A 15,218-nucleotide genomic window follows, 5' to 3' on the forward strand; every position below is an offset into this window, starting at 1 on the left:
CGCGATGCAGGTCATCCTGCATCGCGGCCGTTCGCGTCTCTGCTCGTCACCGGACGCTGTCACCGTCCGTGCGGGCACACACTGTTAGAGTTCTAGAGTTGTCCTTGTCCGACGACCGAGTCCGGTCGTCGTTCCCGATCGGCCTGCCAGGAGGATTCTTGCTTTCCGCCTTCGTTTCGGCCCTCAGGACACCGGACCTGAGGCGGAAGATCCTCGTAGCCATCGGTCTGGTCGCGCTGTATCGCCTCGGCGCCACGGTGCCGTCCCCGGGGGTCGATTTCGGAAACGTCCAGGCGTGTGTCGACCAGCTCGCGGGTAGCGAGCAGGCCGGAATCTACTCGTTGATCAACCTGTTCTCCGGTGGCGCGCTGCTGCAGTTGTCGGTGTTCGCGATCGGCATCATGCCGTACATCACGGCCAGCATCATCGTGCAGCTGCTCACCGTCGTGATCCCTCGTTTCGAGGAGCTCCGCAAGGAAGGTCAGGCGGGCCAGGCGAAGATGACGCAGTACACGCGTTATCTCGCGGTGGCCCTCGCCGTGCTGCAGTCCACAGGCATCGTCGCGCTCGCCGCGCGCGGTCAGCTGCTGCAGGGCTGTTCCGAGCCGATCCTCGCCGACGACAGCATCTTCGGGATGGTGGTGATCGTCCTCGTCATGACGGCCGGTGCGGCCGTGGTGATGTGGTTCGGTGAGCTCATCACCGAGCGTGGTGTCGGCAACGGCATGTCGCTGCTGATCTTCGCCGGTATCGCGTCGCGCCTGCCGTCCGAGGGGCGGATGATCCTCGAGGCGAGCGGTGGTCTGGCGTTCACCCTCGTCTGCGTCGCGGCGCTGGTGCTGATCACGGGTGTGGTGTTCATCGAGCAGGGTCAGCGCCGTATCCCGGTGCAGTACGCCAAGCGCATGGTCGGCCGTCGCATGTACGGCGGGTCGTCCACCTACCTGCCGCTCAAGGTGAACCAGGCCGGCATCATCCCGGTCATCTTCGCATCGTCGCTGCTGTACCTGCCGAACCTCATCGCCCAGCTCACCGGCGCCACGACCACCCCCGATCCGAGTTGGTGGCAGCGCTTCATCAACGAATACCTGGTGAATCCGAGCAATCCGGTGTACATCGCGCTGTACTTCGCGCTGATCGTGTTCTTCGTGTTCTTCTACGTCGCCATCACGTTCAATCCCGAGGAACGTGCCGACGAGATGAAGAAGTACGGCGGGTTCATCCCGGGTATCCGTCCGGGACGCCCCACCGCCGACTACCTCACCTACGTGCTCAACCGCCTCACGGTCCCGGGCTCGATCTACCTCGCTGCCATCGCCACGCTGCCGCACTTCTTCCTGTCCGGTAGCCAGACGGCCACCAGCATCTTCGGTGGCGCGGCGGTGCTCATTCTCGTCAGTGTCGCGCTGGACACTGTCAAACAGATCGAAAGTCAATTGATGCAGCGCAACTACGAAGGGTTCCTCAAGTGAGACTTGTACTCCTCGGTCCTCCCGGTGCCGGCAAGGGCACGCAGGCCGCCATCCTCTCCGAGAAGCTCGGTGTTCCCCACATCTCCACCGGCGATCTCTTCCGGGCGAACATCGGTCAGGGCACCGCCCTCGGCCTCGAGGCGAAGAAGTACATCGACGCCGGCGAACTCGTTCCTGCCGAGATCACCAACAACATGGTGCGCGAGCGGCTCGCAGAGCCCGATGCGGCCAACGGGTTCCTGCTCGACGGCTTCCCGCGCAGTGTCGAACAAGCCCGTGAGCTCACCAAGATCCTCGAGAACCTCGGGGTGTCCCTCGACGCGGTGCTCTCCTTCGACATCGACGAGGACGTCGTCGTCGAGCGGATGCTCGCGCGTGGGCGCGCCGACGACACCGAGGACGTCATCCGTAACCGCCTCCGGGTCTACCGCGAGGAGACGGCGCCGCTGCTCGATCACTACGAGGGCTCGATCGTCACGGTCGACGCCGTCGGTGACGTCGAGGAGATCAACGCGCGGGCACTCGCCGCGCTCGGCAAGTAGTACCGCGTCCGGTACGCGAAGGACAGAGGAAAGATCGACATGGGTTTCGGGCGCAAGCGCAAGGTCGTTCCGTTCCGCACTTCCGGCGAACTCGATGCGATGGCCGCGGCGGGTGCCGTCGTCGGTACGGCACTCGTCGCGGTGCGGGAGGCGGCGAAACCGGGTGTGAGCACCCTGGAACTCGATCGGGTGGCGGAGGCGGTGATCCGCGATGCGGGCGCCGTCCCGTCATTCCTCGGCTACCACGGGTTCCCCGGGTCGATCTGTTCCTCGGTCAACGACCGGGTCGTGCACGGCATCCCGTCGGCCGACGAGATCCTGGCCGAGGGCGACCTGGTCTCGATCGACTGCGGTGCGATCCTCGACGGGTGGCACGGTGACTCGGCGTGGTCGTTCGGGGTCGGTGCGCTGTCCGCCGCCGACGCGGATCTGAGCGACGCCACCCGACTGTCGATGGAGGCCGGCATCGCGGCGATGCTCCCCGGTAACCGGCTCACCGACATCTCGCACGCGATCGAGAAGGGCACCCACGCGGCCGAACGCGCCCACGGTCGTGCGTACGGCATCGTCGACGGCTACGGCGGGCACGCAATCGGCCGTGAGATGCACATGGATCCGTTCCTCCCGAACGAGGGCAAGCCCGGCAAGGGCCCGCAGCTCGTCGTGGGCTCGGTACTCGCCATCGAGCCGATGCTCACACTCGGCACCTACGAGACCGAGGTACTCGCCGACGAGTGGACGGTCGTGACCACCGACGGCAGTCGTGCCGCGCACTGGGAACACACCGTGGCCGTCACCAAGAACGGCCCCCGGATCCTCACCCCCCGGCCCGAGTAGTCGCTCCCCGTCGCCCAGTCGCCAGTCGCCCCGGTCCCCGGTGCTCCGCCGGGCCGGTGCTCCGCCGCGCCGGGCGAATGTACCCGTCGTTCCAATCAATCGAGCGAACGATACGTTCGCTCGACGGGGGTAGCGGCCGACGGGGAAGCGGCCGAAGCCGACGGCGAGCAGGGGAGGGGCGACGGCGTGTATCAGACGTCGACGAGGAGAGTGACGGGGCCGTCGTTGACGAGGCTCACCTCCATGTGGGCTCCGAACACCCCCGTCTCCACCTTCGCTCCGAGCGTCCGCAGCGCCGAGACGAACTCGTCGACGAGTGGTTCGGCCACTGCTCGCGGCGCGGCCGCCGACCACGACGGCCGCCGACTCTTCCGCGTGTCCGCCATGAGCGTGAACTGGCTGACGACCAGCAGCGGAGCGTCGAGGTCCGATGCCGAGCGTTCGTCGTCCAGGATCCGCATCGTCCACACCTTCCGGGCGAGCGTCGCGGCTTTCGCGGCATCGTCGTCGTGGGTGACGCCGACGAGTACGAGCAGGCCGTGACCGCCGGCCGGCGGCGCGATCCGCGCGACCTCCGTGCCGTCGACCGCGACGGCCGCGCCCGTGACCCGCTGAACCAGTGCCCGCACGCGCGTCCTCCTCATTCCCTTGCATTTGGCCTGGTGGGAAAGTTCCCGTACCATTGATCGGTGGTGCGCCCTGCGCTCCGGTCGGTCGGTGTCGTCATGACGTCGCCGCAACCGGATCCGGAGCCGAGCGTTCACGGTATCGGATGCCGATGCAACCACACGTCGAACAAACGGATCGCGGAGGATATGGCTAAGAAAGACGGGGCAATCGAGGTCGAAGGTCGGGTCATCGAGCCGCTGCCCAATGCGATGTTCCGCATCGAGCTGGAAAACGGTCACAAGGTGTTGGCCCACATCAGCGGAAAGATGCGGCAGCACTACATTCGTATCCTTCCCGAGGACCGGGTTGTCGTGGAGCTTTCGCCCTACGACCTCACGCGTGGACGCATCGTCTACCGCTACAAGTAACGGACTTCCCCGGCCGGACGGTCGGGGAGAAACATGTCTCCGGGTGGTCTCGTGCTGCTCCGGGGGCGTACATACAGGAGATCGGACGAACGTGAAGGTTCAGCCTAGCGTCAAGAAGATCTGCGAGAAGTGCAAGGTGATCCGCCGCAACGGTCGGGTCATGGTGATCTGCGAGAACCTGCGCCACAAGCAGCGTCAGGGCTAGATCGCGCGCTTCGTCGCGAAGATCTGCTTGGCAACGAGCAGCTTGGCAACAAGCCGAAGAAGACCTTCCAGCACCAGTCGTACGGTAGGGATCCCCGATTCGTCGGGGAGCCGTGCGATCAACCCCCGGTTCGGAGGCCGGGGCCCCACTGTGTGTAGCGACTACACAGTTTTCTGGACGCAGGGGACGGGCTGGGAGCAGACCTCCGCACACCGAATAGGAATGCCACATGGCACGTCTCGCAGGTGTCGATCTTCCCCGCGAAAAGCGGATGGAGATCGCACTGACCTACATCTACGGCATCGGCCGTACCCGCTCCAAGGAGATCCTCGAGGCAACGGGTGTCAGCCCGGACCTGCGCAGCAAGGATCTGACGGACGAGGACCTCGCCAAGCTCCGTGAGCACATCGAGGACACCTACAAGGTCGAGGGTGACCTCCGCCGCGAGGTCCAGGCGGACATCCGCCGGAAGATCGAGATCGGCTGCTACCAGGGCCTGCGACACCGTCGTGGTCTGCCCGTGCGTGGACAGCGCACCAAGACCAACGCCCGCACCCGTAAGGGTCCGAAGCGCACCGTCGCAGGAAAGAAGAAGTAATGCCTCCGAAGTCACGCAGCACCGGTCCGAAGAAGACCCAGAAGGCTCGGCGCAGGGACAAGAAGAACGTCCCGCACGGCGCTGCTCACATCAAGAGCACCTTCAACAACACCATCGTCTCGATCACCGACCCGCAGGGCAACGTGATCTCCTGGGCGTCCTCCGGCCACGTCGGCTTCAAGGGTTCGCGCAAGTCGACCCCGTTCGCCGCGCAGCTCGCCGCCGAGAACGCTGCCCGCAAGGCGCAGGAGCACGGTGTCAAGAAGGTCGACGTCTTCGTCAAGGGCCCGGGTTCGGGCCGCGAGACGGCGATCCGTTCGCTCCAGGCCGCCGGCCTCGAAGTGGGCACCATCTCCGATGTCACCCCGCAGCCGCACAACGGTTGCCGTCCGCCCAAGCGGCGTCGCGTCTAACGGGAAGGAAGGTAAAGAAGAATGGCTCGTTATACCGGACCTGTCACCCGTAAGTCGCGTCGTCTGCGTGTCGACCTCGTCGGAGGCGATCAGGCGTTCGAGCGTCGCCCCTACCCGCCGGGCCAGCACGGCCGCGCGCGGATCAAGGAGAGCGAGTACCTGCTCCAGCTGCAGGAGAAGCAGAAGGCACGTTTCTCCTACGGCGTCATGGAGAAGCAGTTCCGCCGCTACTACGAGGAAGCTGCCGGCCGCCCGGGTAAGACCGGTGAGGTCCTGCTGACCATCCTCGAGTCGCGTCTGGACAACGTCGTCTACCGCGCCGGCCTCGCGCGCACGCGCCGCCAGGCCCGCCAGCTGGTGACCCACGGTCACTTCCTGGTGAACGGCAAGAAGGTCGACATCCCGAGCTACCGCGTCTCCCAGTACGACATCATCGATGTCCGCGAGAAGTCGCTGAGCACCCTGCCGTTCCAGATCGCCCGCGAGACCCAGGGCGAGCGCCCGGTTCCGGGTTGGCTGCAGGTCATCGGTCCGCGTCTGCGGGTGCTGGTCCACCAGCTCCCCGAGCGCGCGCAGATCGAGATCCCGCTGCAGGAACAGCTCATCGTCGAGTACTACTCGAAGTAAGGGCACACCGTGCCGTGGTGTCCTCCCTCCCGCTGGTCGGGTGAGGAGGGCACCACACCGTCCATCAGGGCGTCATATGGCGGACGCCCACAAGGAGGCAACTCATGCTCATTTCGCAGCGACCCACGTTGGCCGAAGAGGTCATCGCCGACAACCGCTCGAAGTTCGTCATCGAACCCCTCGAGCCCGGCTTCGGGTACACGCTCGGCAACTCGCTTCGTCGCACCCTGCTCTCGTCCATCCCGGGCGCAGCGGTCACCAGCATCCGTATCGACGGTGTGCTCCACGAGTTCACCACGGTTCCCGGGGTCAAGGAGGATGTCACCGACATCATCTTGAACCTCAAGGGCCTCGTGGTCAGCTCCGAGGAGGACGAGCCGGTCACGATGTACGTCCGCAAGCAGGGCCCGGGTGACGTCACCGCCGCGGACATCGTGCCGCCGGCCGGTGTCGAGGTTCACAACCCCGACCTGCACATCGCCACCCTGAACGACAAGGGCAAGCTGGAGATCGAGCTCGTCGTCGAGCGCGGTCGCGGCTACGTCCCCGCCGTCCAGAACAAGGCCTCGGGTGCCGAGATCGGCCGTATCCCGGTCGACTCGATCTACTCGCCGGTCCTGAAGGTGACGTACAAGGTCGAGGCCACCCGTGTCGAGCAGCGCACCGACTTCGATCGGCTGATCCTCGACGTGGAGACCAAGAACTCCATCACCGCGCGCGACGCGCTCGCCTCGGCGGGCAAGACGCTCGTGGAGCTCTTCGGTCTGGCTCGTGAGCTGAACGTCGAAGCAGAAGGCATCGAGATCGGTCCCTCGCCCGCCGAGGCCGACCACATCGCCTCCTTCGGACTTCCCATCGAGGATCTGGACCTGACCGTCCGGTCCTACAACTGCCTCAAGCGCGAAGGTGTGCACACCGTCGGTGAGCTCGTGGCACGCACGGAGTCCGACCTGCTCGACATCCGCAACTTCGGCCAGAAGTCCATCGACGAGGTCAAGGTCAAGCTTCACTCGCTGGGCCTGTCGCTGAAGGACAGCCCGGCATCGTTCGATCCCAGCAGTGTCGCCGGCTACGACGCCGCGACCGGTACCTGGAGCGACACCGATGCCGGATCGTTCGGCGACAACGACGGCAACGAGGACTACGCCGAGACCGAGCAGCTGTAGCAGCTCACGGTCCGTTACTAGGAGAAAATCATGCCCAAGCCCAAGAAGGGCGCCCGTTTCGGCGGGTCGGCCTCGCACCAGAAGGCGCTCATGGCCAACCTGGCCACCGCGCTCTTCGAGCACGGCCGCATCACCACCACCGAGGCCAAGGCCAAGGCCCTGCGCCCGTACGCCGAGAAGCTCGTGACGAGGGCCAAGGCCGGCACCCTCGCCGACCGTCGCGAGGTTCTGAAGGTCATCCGGAACAAGGATGTCCTGCACACCCTGTTCGCCGAGATCGGCCCCTCGTTCGAGGACCGCAACGGTGGCTACACCCGCATCATCAAGACGATGCCGCGCAAGGGTGACAACGCGCCGATGGCGATCATCGAGCTCGTCCGCGAGAAGACCGTGACCTCCGAGGCCGACCGGGCTCGCCGTGTCGCCGCATCGCAGGCTGCGGACGAGAACCCCGTCGAGGCCGTCGAGGCCGAGGCCACCGAGGCCGAGGTCGACAACGCCGACGCCGTCGTCGAGGGTGTCGAGGACAGCACCGCGACGGCTGCCGACGCCGACGAGGCCAAGAAGGACTAGTCCCCTTGGTTTCGGCATCTGCTGAAGCACCCGAGCCCGCCGCTCCCTTCGGGGGCGGCGGGCTCGTTGCTTCCGAGTCACCGGCTCTCACACGTCTACGGCTCGACATCGCCTACGACGGCACCGACTTCTCCGGCTGGGCGAGGCAACCCGGTCGGCGCACGGTGTGCGGGGAGATCGAGGAGAAACTGTCGGCGATCGTGCGCACCCCCGTGCTGTTGACGGTCGCGGGACGCACCGATGCCGGGGTTCACGCGGCCGCCCAGGTCGCGCACGTCGATGTTCCCACCGACGCGTTACCCGACGATCCGTCGAGAATGGTGCGGCGCCTCGCCAGGTTTCTGCCCCGCGACGTGCGGGTGAAGAGCATCACCGTGGCACCCGAGCACTTCGATGCGCGTTTCTCGGCGATCCGCCGACACTACGAATACCGGGTGACCACCGCGGTGTACGGAGCGGACCCGCTGCGCGCCCGCGACACCGCCGCGTGGCCGAAACCGGTGGATCTCGACGCGATGCAGCGCGCATCGGCGTCACTGCTCGGGTTGCACGACTTCGCGGCGTTCTGCAAACGCCGTGAAGGAGCGACCACCGTCCGTGAACTGCAGCGCTACGACTGGAGTCGCTCCGGTGACGTGCTCACGGCACACGTGAGCGCGGACGCCTTCTGCTGGTCGATGGTCCGCAGCCTCGTCGGGGCTGCGCTCGCAGTGGGCGAGGGCCGACGGACCGTCGAGTGGATGACGGCCCTGCTCGACGAACGCGAACGTGCCGCGTCGGTGGCGGTCGCGCCCGCGCACGGGCTGTCACTGGTGGGGGTCGACTATCCCGCCGACGAGGACCTGGCCGCGCGTAACATGCAGACACGGGAGACCCGCGGTCCGATCGCACGCGGCTGCTGCTGACACGCGCCGCCGTGTGAGGGCCCCCACGCGGGCGCGTTCCCGGGGCGGTCTGCGCCCTACCATCGACGCATGACCGAAGATCAGCCGATCCGCCTCGAGATCATCGTCGCCAGTGTCCGTGTCGGACGGGTGGCTCCCGTCGTCGCCGGATGGTTCGCGGAGACCGCGAGGAGACGCGACGAGTTCGACGTCGGAGTGATCGATCTGGCCGATACTCCGCTGCCCCAGGATCTCTCGGGTGGCGCCGCGGTCGACGCATTCACGCGCCGGATCGGTGCCGCCGACGCGTTCGTCGTCGTCACCTCCGAGTACAACCACGGTTACCCCGCCGCACTGAAGACCGCGATCGACAGCGTCAAACACGAATGGCGCACGAAACCGGTCGGATTCGTGTCGTACGGAGGGCTGTCGGGCGGCCTACGGGCGGTCGAGCAACTCCGTCAGGTCGTCGTCGAGGTGCACATGGTGCCCGTCCGCGAATCGGTGAGCTTCCACCGGGTCAAACATGCCTTCGCGTCCGACGGTACGACGCGCGACGGCGCCGCGATCGACGCCGCGGAGCGGATGCTCGGCCAACTCGCGTGGTGGGGACGCACGGTTCGTGACGCCCGCGACTCCTATCCGGGTTGAGAGATCCGCTGCGCGTCTCGGTGTTGAGCGATCCGCTGCGCGTCCCGGTTCCGACGTGGCGTCGCCGATCACTCAGTGTGCCGCGACACGATCCGAGACCGCGCGCGGCCGGCCGATGTGGGCGGTCTCGGCGGCGATCGTCACGAGCGTCAAGGCGGTACGCCGGCCGCGGGCGGTGAGCACGATCCGGTCGCCCGCCGCATTCGGCTGCACGATCGAGACGGTGGGCCGGTCGCGCGGCCAGGTGTCGGGGCGGGTGTGGACGTGGACGACGGTCGCGTGCGATTCCGACGGGAGCGGAGCGATGCCGTCGTGGACGACCGTGTCGAACTCGCGGTCGCCGGGGTGCTCGCCGGCGATCCGCAGCCGGTCGGGTCCCGCCGCTCCGCCGAGAAGCGGGCGCCAACTGTCCGGCCGGTCGGTGTGGACGAGAACCCGTGCGCCGACGGCAACCGCGCGGAACACGATCTGCTGTGCCAGATACAACTCACCGGCGATGTACACCGAACGGACCCCCGGGCCGGTCAACCGGGCCGCGACCGCACGTCCGGAACCGTCGGATCCGATCAACTGACCGCAGCCGGCCACGGGAAACGCCAGTTCGTCGAGGTCGGGAACGGACCCCTGGGCGGTGACGTCCTCGAGCCCACCGATCCCGCACGGCAGTGAAGCGAGGAACATGTCGCGGTGCCGACCGTGGTGCGGGCGCACACCACCGAGATCCGGGCCGTCGGGAGTGCGGCTCGTGAACCGGGAGTGGGCGCCGACACGTATCGACCCGCCCGCGCCGGGACGGAGCCGGAGCACCGTCGTGGTCGACAACGACGGGACGGTCCACACGCGTGACAGCGATGCCGCGTCGATCCGGCGGGGGTCGACGACGCCGCCGGTGTTGAACCCGACGGGGAGCTGCACGTGGCGCCACGACGCCCGAGCGTCGAACGGATCGGCGCCGTGCGACACCCGGCCTATCGCTCCCCGGATCTCGGACGAGCTCAGAATTCTTGCTGCACAACCTGATTCGCCCAGCGTGCGAACGACGCGATGCGTGGATGCGATGACCGTTCGGGCTGCGCCGTCGGCGCCGCCGCCCCGCCGCTCGACGGCGTCGGGTGTCGCGGCCGCGTCGAGTCGGACGACCACCCACACCGTGCGGGTCGCCGCCGCGGGAAGCGGGCCCACGAGCCGCGAGTAGACCTGGCCGGCCGGGGTGGCGTCGAGTACCCGTCGACCGTGCGCGATCACGTCGATACCGTCGAGAACGACGTCGTGCCGACGCAGGCACGCGCCGATCGCGGCGACCGGTAGCGTGATCTCGGAATCCGAACCGTCCCGCCCGATCCGGGTCACGATCCCCGGCGGCGGGAGAACCTCGACGACCGTGGACACCGTCGTGCCGTCCCACCGCAGGCCGACCGGTCGCCCGGTCGACTGCGGGAAGTCGCGGAGGTCGCCCGGTTCGCGACGCGCGGGAAAGCGGTACCGGACGAGGATGACCGCGAGGTCGAGTACACCGCGACCGCGGATCCGGACCGACAGCAACGCCGCGGTGAGGACACCCGCTGACACCGCCACCCACCACGGGACCCCACCGGCCGCCGACGCCACCCACACGGCGACCGCCGCGCACTGCGCGACCACGATCCGTCCGACACCCGTGGGGCGTCGACGCCCGCGCTCAGGCACCGCTCGATCCACGACACTCCCCCCGATACCGGCCGGGTCGGGCCCCAGGGGCCCGCCCGACGATCCGTGCACGAACTGTACTGTGTTGCGGCAGTGAGCGTGCCACACGGGGGAGGACATATGGCGGCGCAACCCACCACTCGGTGGCAGATCAGTGGTTACCGGTTCCTGGTGCGCAGGATGGAACACGCACTCGTCCGACGCGACGTCCGGATGATCCACGATCCGATGCGATCGCAGCGACGTGCCCTGATCGTCGGCACCGTCGGTGCGTGCCTGGTGCTCGCGGGATGTGCCGCCATGGCGTTGTTCCGCCCGCAGGATCGGATCGGTGACGCGCAACTCGTCGTCGGCAGGGATTCCGGCGCACTGTACGTGTCGATCGACGGGACGTTCCATCCCGCACTGAACCTCGCCTCGGCACGGCTCGTGCTCGGGTCGGCGGCCGAGCCGGCCGTCGTCGCGGACGAGGAACTCGCCGACCGGCCGAGGGGCCCGCTCGTCGGGATCCCGGGTGCGCCCTCGTCGCTGGCACACGACGACGGCGAACTGCCGTGGACGGTGTGCGACACGGTCGGGCAGGCGGGCGGTGTCGCGACCACCACGACGGTGTTCGCCGGTGAACCGGAGTTCGGTGACGACAGCGCCGAACTCGCCGACGACGAAGCGCTCCTGATCACCTTCGACGGTGCGTACCACCTGGCGTACGGGGGTGGGCGGGCGCGCATCGATCCGGACGACCGCGCGTTGATCCGGGTCCTGGGTATCGATCTCGCGGCGGCGCGTCCGGCAGGACCGGGCTTGATGGCGGCACTGCCGGAGCTGCCCGGATTGGTGTCGCCCCCGATCGACGGCGCCGGTGCTGCACCACGGGTCCCCGTGGGCGACGCGACGGTGGGTTCGGTCGTGGCGCTGGCCGAGCCCGGAGGGCAGCGCTTCTTCGTCGTCCTCGACGACGGTGTCCAGGAGGTGACCCAGGCCGCGGCCCAGATCATCCACGCCGCGGATTCCCAGGGACACGCCGAGATTCCGGTCGTCCCCCCGGATCGGCTCAACGAGGCACCGTCCGTACGGCATCTGGCCGTGGACACCTTCCCGGTGACCGTCCCACGGATCGTCGACCCCCGAGATCGGCAGGTCGGGTGTCTGACGTGGCGCCCGTCGGGTGATGGGGACGCCGAGCGCCGATCCACCGTCACCCTGTCGGCGGGACGATCGCTCCCGCTCGACCCGGCCGCCGAACCCGTCGCACCGGCCCGCGCGGACGGGGCCGGCCCGAACGTCGACGCGGTGTACGTCCCGCCCGGGCGCGGCCTGTTCGCGCAGTCGACGTCGGTGACGGACGGCAGCGAGCGGCGCGGGACCCTGTTCTACATCGCCGATACCGGTGTGCGCTACGGGATCGTGGACGCCTCCGCCGCCGAGGCGCTCGGCTTCACGGCCGCACCGGCGCGTGCACCGTGGCAGATCATCGAACTTCTCGCGCCGGGACCGGCGTTGGGTCGGGAGGCGGCGCTCCTCGCTCACGACGGCATGGAACCGGATCCCGGGCCTGCCCCGCTGGTTCCCGGAGGGTGAGCGCGCGGCCGGACGCGGCGCCGGGCGACCGCTGCGCCGAGCGCGGCGACGACCAGAAGACCCGATACGACGGCGCTCGCTATCCAGGCAACGTTCCGGGAGGTGTTGTCCGGGGGAGGAATCGGAGTGGGTGCCGCGATCACCCGCGGTGGGGGAATCGCGTCGTCGCGGGTCGGTAGCGGAGCACCGACCGCGGCGAGCGGGTCGACCACACCGTGCCCGACCCGCGGGTTCCAGCCTTCCGCAGGTGCGTGGGCGGTTCGTTCGATGCGGTCCATGACCGCGCGGGCGTCGAGCTCCGGACGATACGCCCGCACCAGCGCGGCCGTCGCCGCGACGAGTGGTGCCGCGAAACTGGTTCCCGCGATCGGAACGGGGCCGTCGGTGCCGACGTATGCGGCGGTCAGGCCGTCGGACGCGGGGTCGACGGAGACGATGCCGCTACCCGGTGCGGCCACATCCACCCACGGACCGGGCAGAGCGAACGGCGACGGGCTGCCGTCGGGTTCCACCGAACCGACGGTGAGGACGTAATCGTCGTACCAGGCGGGGGAGGCGACCGTGACCACCGAATCCCACGGATCCGCGGCCGGGTGCAGCGGATCGACCCCACCGGGATTCGACGCCCGGCACGCATCGGTGTTGCCGGCAGCGGCGACCACCACGACGTCCTTGACGTCCGTCGCGTACTGCACGGCTGCGCCGAGTGCGCCGTCGGCCAACCCGTCGGACGCCAGTGCGCACGCGACCTCCGAGATGTTGATGACGGTGGCGCCCAGGTCGGCCGCGCGGCGTACCGCGGCGGCGAGGGTGCGGACGTCGCCGTATCCGGTGGAGTTCCGTGTCGCCTCGTCGTCGCCGCTGCTCCGGTCGGAGAAATTGCGACTCGACTGACGGATCGCGATCAACCCGGCTTCGGGTGCGCCCCCGGCGAATCCGGATCCGTCCGCGGGGCGTGCGGCGATGAGCCCGGCGACGAGAGTGCCGTGTGCATCGCAGTCGCTCCGTCCGTCCCCGTCCGAGACGTAGTCTCCGCCCGCAATCGGTTCGGGTAGGCGCGGATGGGGGGCGACGCCGGTGTCGATGACCGCGACGAGTTGTCCGGCTCCCCGGGTGAGCGGCCATACCGCCGCGAAGTCCATCGTCTGCTGGGCGACGGGAACCTGCGGACCGTCCGGGAACGGTTGGACCGCGGTGCACAGCGCGCGTTGCTCGGTCGGTTCGGGCGCACCGGGTGTTCCGTCGGGCAGCAGACCCGGATCCGGTGCGGGGGGTGCGGCGGTGGCCGGAACCGCGGCGCAGGTCGTCATCACCGTCGCGGTCAGTGCGAGGACGATCCCCGCGCGACGCCGGGACCGCACCGTCACAGTCCCCGCACGGCGGAATAGAGCCCGACGACCCAGCACACGAGCGGCACGACGGACGCGATCACCGCGTACTCGGCGAACTCGGCGATGCGTCTCTGCACCGGGGTGAACGTGCGTCGGGGAGCCACGATCCCGAACACGATCGCCCCGACGAACACTGCGCTTGCGGCACCGAACGCCACCGCCGGCGTGAACATCCCGCTGAGCGCGCCGCACCCGATCAGTCCGAAGAGGGTGGCGGCGCCACCGGCGATCAGCGGCGCGGCCTTGTCGGCCCCGGTGTAGGTGCGTCCGCGGAACAGCAGGACCAGCGCGGTGACGACGGCCAAGGCCACTGCCGGCCGCGACGATCCGTCGGGATCCCACGGATGTGCCGTGCACCACGCGCCTGCGGCACCGAGGACGGCCACCGCGTACAGCAGCCCGGTCAGGTGGGCGCGCGCCCGCGTCGCCTTCGCCTCCAGTTCCGAGAACGACGGCGGCGGATTCGCCACGTCCGGGTCGGGTGCCACGGGGTCGAGTGTCGTGCCCGGCGTCGGGATCTGCGGCAACGGCAACGCGGCGGTGAGCATCGCGATGCGCGGCGCGAACGTCGCGAGCAGCAGCGCGGCCGTGACCACTCCCGCGCCGAGTGCCGAGAGTGCGACGTCCGTGACGGTGTCGACGAGCAGCGCGACCGCGGCGACACCGGCGGTCACCGGGATCGCAGTGAACGTCGCGGTGCCGACGGCGGCGACACCGGCGGTGACCACCGCGACCGCGCCGGTGAGGACGGTCGCCAGAAGCACGTGCGGGGCCCCGAATTCACCGGGGACCAACAGCATCCCCGAGGTGAATGCCGCCGGCAGCGCACTGCACGCGAACAGGAATCCGGTGGAGGTGTCCGCGGTACTCCGAGCGACGAGCGCCGAGGCGGCGACGAGCAGCACGGTCAGGGTGGCGGTGACGGCCCCCGCGACGAGACGGTCTCCACCCGCGGGCGCGAGCAGCAGCGCCCCGCAGCCGAGAACGATCGCCACGAACGCCACGATCGACCCGACCCGCGCCGCCGTGCGATCCGACCAGCGTCGCAGCTCGTCACGGCCCGATACCGCCACGTTGTACATGACGTCGTCGAACAGGGGTGGGGGAGCGGGTGCCGCGGCTTCTTCGAGAACCAGGAGCTCGCCGTCCCGGATACCGCACTCGTCGAGGCTCAACGCGCCCGGTAGCGGCTGCCGACCGATCCGAGCGAGCGTCCACGTCTCCGGCTCGACGCGTTCACCGCCCGAATCGAATTCGTTGTCGGCCCGGTGGGCGGAGACCAGGTCGACGATGCCGGCGAGCAGTAACGCCACGGGAACACCCAGCGGCAGTGCGACATCCACCTCGGAGTGTCGCGTGAGTACCGTGATCCGGCACAGTTCGGGAGCCCGCACCGCGCCGCCCCCACCCTGAGCGGCCTGTGCAGCCGTCATCGTCCGATCCCCCCGTCGTCGTGTTCGCTCGCCGGTGCGCTCCGCGCGGTTCCGCGGTGCGGAGTCGACCGGACGACGCAGACCTTACGACATCGCCGGAACCGCATGCACGCCCGTGCGGATGT

Annotated in this window: 17 protein-coding genes; 13 read left to right on the plus strand and 4 right to left on the minus strand. The window is 68.7% G+C overall.

Annotated features, from left to right (window positions below; translation table 11 throughout):
• Nucleotides 1–158 precede the first annotated feature (158 nt).
• From secY to map, 3 genes are read left to right on the plus strand one after another with little or no spacing between them, the layout of a single operon-like run.
• Nucleotides 159–1,472, plus strand: coding sequence for a preprotein translocase subunit SecY (gene secY, locus LDQ05_RS08940; protein WP_226436565.1), 1,314 nt, complete (start codon nt 159–161; stop codon nt 1,470–1,472).
• On the plus strand, nt 1,469–2,014 hold the full coding sequence (locus tag LDQ05_RS08945) for an adenylate kinase (RefSeq protein ID WP_226436566.1): 546 nt from the start codon (nt 1,469–1,471) through the stop codon (nt 2,012–2,014). Before secY ends, LDQ05_RS08945 begins: the two co-directional genes overlap by 4 nt.
• A 39-nt stretch (nt 2,015–2,053) precedes the next feature.
• Nucleotides 2,054–2,851 (plus strand): type I methionyl aminopeptidase, encoded by a 798-nt coding sequence (gene map, locus LDQ05_RS08950; RefSeq protein ID WP_226436567.1) that lies wholly within the window; start codon nt 2,054–2,056, stop codon nt 2,849–2,851.
• 191 nt (nt 2,852–3,042) lie between these two features.
• On the opposite strand, the gene dtd is transcribed toward map, so the two are convergent.
• Nucleotides 3,043–3,480: a D-aminoacyl-tRNA deacylase gene (gene dtd, locus LDQ05_RS08955; protein WP_226436568.1), complete on the minus strand. Its 438-nt coding sequence runs from the start codon at nt 3,478–3,480 to the stop codon at nt 3,043–3,045.
• 186 nt (nt 3,481–3,666) lie between these two features.
• Between dtd and infA the strand changes: the two genes are divergently transcribed.
• The 9 genes from infA to LDQ05_RS09000 all read left to right on the plus strand — a co-directional run bounded on the left by infA (nt 3,667) and on the right by LDQ05_RS09000 (nt 9,005).
• Nucleotides 3,667–3,888 (plus strand): translation initiation factor IF-1, encoded by a 222-nt coding sequence (gene infA, locus LDQ05_RS08960; RefSeq protein ID WP_006554587.1) that lies wholly within the window; start codon nt 3,667–3,669, stop codon nt 3,886–3,888.
• Between the two features lie 91 nt (nt 3,889–3,979).
• On the plus strand, nt 3,980–4,093 hold the full coding sequence (gene rpmJ / locus LDQ05_RS08965) for a 50S ribosomal protein L36 (protein ID WP_003938068.1): 114 nt from the start codon (nt 3,980–3,982) through the stop codon (nt 4,091–4,093).
• Between the two features lie 229 nt (nt 4,094–4,322).
• Nucleotides 4,323–4,691 carry a 30S ribosomal protein S13 gene (gene rpsM, locus LDQ05_RS08970; protein WP_226436569.1) on the plus strand — a complete coding sequence of 123 codons (369 nt, stop codon included), beginning with the start codon at nt 4,323–4,325 and terminating at the stop codon, nt 4,689–4,691.
• On the plus strand, nt 4,691–5,104 hold the full coding sequence (gene rpsK, locus LDQ05_RS08975; RefSeq protein ID WP_006554585.1) for a 30S ribosomal protein S11: 414 nt from the start codon (nt 4,691–4,693) through the stop codon (nt 5,102–5,104). The genes rpsM and rpsK overlap by 1 nt, the downstream gene beginning before the upstream one ends.
• 21 nt (nt 5,105–5,125) lie before the next feature.
• A complete protein-coding gene (rpsD, locus tag LDQ05_RS08980; protein ID WP_226436570.1) occupies nt 5,126–5,731 on the plus strand; it encodes a 30S ribosomal protein S4 in 606 nt (201 codons plus the stop codon).
• 104 nt (nt 5,732–5,835) lie between these two features.
• Nucleotides 5,836–6,897: a DNA-directed RNA polymerase subunit alpha gene (locus LDQ05_RS08985; protein ID WP_226436572.1), complete on the plus strand. Its 1,062-nt coding sequence runs from the start codon at nt 5,836–5,838 to the stop codon at nt 6,895–6,897.
• Nucleotides 6,898–6,927: 30 nt separating this feature from the next.
• Nucleotides 6,928–7,470, plus strand: coding sequence for a 50S ribosomal protein L17 (rplQ, locus tag LDQ05_RS08990; protein WP_226436573.1), 543 nt, complete (start codon nt 6,928–6,930; stop codon nt 7,468–7,470).
• Between the two features lie 5 nt (nt 7,471–7,475).
• Complete coding sequence (truA, locus tag LDQ05_RS08995) at nt 7,476–8,375, plus strand: tRNA pseudouridine(38-40) synthase TruA (protein ID WP_226436574.1); 900 nt, start codon at nt 7,476–7,478, stop codon at nt 8,373–8,375.
• A gap of 69 nt (nt 8,376–8,444) precedes the next feature.
• Complete coding sequence (locus LDQ05_RS09000; RefSeq protein ID WP_226436576.1) at nt 8,445–9,005, plus strand: NADPH-dependent FMN reductase; 561 nt, start codon at nt 8,445–8,447, stop codon at nt 9,003–9,005.
• Between the two features lie 72 nt (nt 9,006–9,077).
• Here the strand turns inward: LDQ05_RS09000 and eccE are convergent, their stop codons facing one another.
• Nucleotides 9,078–10,691, minus strand: a complete 1,614-nt coding sequence (gene eccE, locus LDQ05_RS09005; protein WP_226436577.1) for a type VII secretion protein EccE — start codon at nt 10,689–10,691, stop codon at nt 9,078–9,080.
• 120 nt (nt 10,692–10,811) lie between these two features.
• On the opposite strand from eccE, the gene eccB reads away from it, so the two are divergent.
• Complete coding sequence (eccB, locus tag LDQ05_RS09010) at nt 10,812–12,269, plus strand: type VII secretion protein EccB (RefSeq protein ID WP_226436578.1); 1,458 nt, start codon at nt 10,812–10,814, stop codon at nt 12,267–12,269.
• Here the strand turns inward: eccB and mycP are convergent.
• Together mycP and eccD are read right to left on the minus strand one after the other, a co-directional pair.
• Nucleotides 12,215–13,579: a type VII secretion-associated serine protease mycosin gene (gene mycP, locus LDQ05_RS09015; RefSeq protein WP_226436609.1), complete on the minus strand. Its 1,365-nt coding sequence runs from the start codon at nt 13,577–13,579 to the stop codon at nt 12,215–12,217. The genes eccB and mycP overlap by 55 nt on opposite strands.
• A gap of 53 nt (nt 13,580–13,632) precedes the next feature.
• Nucleotides 13,633–15,093, minus strand: coding sequence for a type VII secretion integral membrane protein EccD (eccD, locus tag LDQ05_RS09020; protein ID WP_226436579.1), 1,461 nt, complete (start codon nt 15,091–15,093; stop codon nt 13,633–13,635).
• Between the last annotated feature and the right edge of the window lie 125 nt (nt 15,094–15,218).

Source organism: Rhodococcus yananensis, from assembly GCF_020515525.1.
In the GTDB taxonomy this organism is placed as follows: Bacteria; Actinomycetota; Actinomycetes; order Mycobacteriales; family Mycobacteriaceae; genus Rhodococcus; species Rhodococcus yananensis.